3 pseudogenes are annotated in these 1,406 nt (G+C 69.3%); all 3 read right to left on the bottom strand.

From position 1 onward, the window contains the following. Window positions 1-135: 135 nt before the first annotated feature. Window positions 136-466, bottom strand: a pseudogene (locus UG55_RS39215) (hypothetical protein); the annotation flags it as partial. Window positions 467-670: 204 nt separating this feature from the next. Beyond that, window positions 671-1,039, bottom strand: a pseudogene (locus UG55_RS39220) (glycosyl transferase); the annotation flags it as partial. 14 nt (window positions 1,040-1,053) lie between these two features. Then, window positions 1,054-1,375, bottom strand: a pseudogene (locus UG55_RS39230) (penicillin-binding transpeptidase domain-containing protein); the annotation flags it as partial. Window positions 1,376-1,406 lie beyond the last annotated feature (31 nt).

The raw sequence follows: 1,406 nt of genomic DNA on the forward strand, positions 1-1,406 counted from the left end.
CCATCGAGTAGTGGTCGAAGACTCGGGCGCCGCCCGGCTCCTCGGTGCGGAAGACCGCGGCCGGCGCGGAGCCGAGGCCGGCGAAGGAGGAGACGAGCTGCATCGCCGCGCCGATGAGCGGCGGGTACTCGGTGNGGTAGTCCAGATAGGGGATCTTCCCGTCGACGAGGCCCTCCTGGCTGTAGAGGGCGACGACGTCGGAGTAGCACATCCGGGTGTACTGGTACTCGTCCGTCCAGTTGCGCGTGTCGCGGCAGCCGGACTTCTGCGCGTAGCCCAGCACGCAGGTGATGACCACGAACAGCATCAGTACTCGGAGCGGGCTCCACCAGGTCCGGGTGGTGCCGGCGACGGCGTGCCGCCCGGGCGGCCCACCGATCAGTTCACTGGCGCCGGCGACCACCGGGTCGGTGCGCGCCGGGCTGGACCGGGTGGGCGACGCCGGTGTCGTAGCCATGCGGGCCATTCTGGTACACCCCCGATCCGGTGAACGAGGTCACGGGCCGCCCGGGTGGCGACGCCTGGCCGTTCAGTGCCCGAACGGGTCCACGACGATTCCGGATGGCGGCGATCTTGTGGTCCGCGGCCGGATGGTCTGCTGCCCGCCCGGCCGGGTGGTCTGCCGCGGCCGGGTGCTCCCGTTCTCGTCGTCGTGATCACCGAAGATGTNCCAGTCGTCGGTGCCACCGACGGCTGTCTGGGTCGGCAGGTCCGACGGTGTCGTCGGCGCCGGGGACGGGCTGCGCAGCGTGATCGACCCACCGTAGGCCGGCGGGTCGAACTTGGTCACCGGTTCACCCGCCAGCGCGGCGTCCATGAACGCCTTCCAGATCTTCGCCGGGTAGGCACCGCCGTAGACGCCCCTCTCCGCGTCCGGAATGCCCTTGAGCTGGTCCGTGACCTCGCCGTCACCACGGAACATGTTCACGCAGGAGGAGATCTCCTTCGTGTACCCGCAGAACCAGGCGGAGCGGAAGTCGTCGGTGGTGCCGGTCTTTCCGGCGGCCGGCCGGTTGTTACCCAGCTTCGCGTTCTTGCCNGTGCCGTGGTCGNTCACGGCCTGCAGCGCGTAGGTCGCGTCGCGGGCCACGCTGGGCGGGACCGCCGGGTTCTGGTCGACGGGGTTGGCCTTCATCGCGTCGAAGATGACCTCGCCGGAGTTGTCCTCAACCCTCGCCACGAGATGCGGGGTGGCCTTGTAGCCACCGCTGGCCAGGGTGGCGTAGACCTGCGTCATCTCCAGTGCCGTCACGCCGTCCTTGCCGAGGCTGATACCGGCGACGTCCTCCAGATGGGTTTTCGGGCTGACCCCCATGTCGCGGGCGGTCTGAATGATCTTGTTGACGCCGACCTCGTACCCCAGCGGCACGTACACCGTGTTGATCGACTCCGCGGTCGCCTCGACC

The sequence above is a fragment of the Frankia sp. EI5c genome (genome assembly GCF_001636565.1).
Lineage (GTDB): Bacteria > Actinomycetota > Actinomycetes > Frankiales > Frankiaceae > Parafrankia.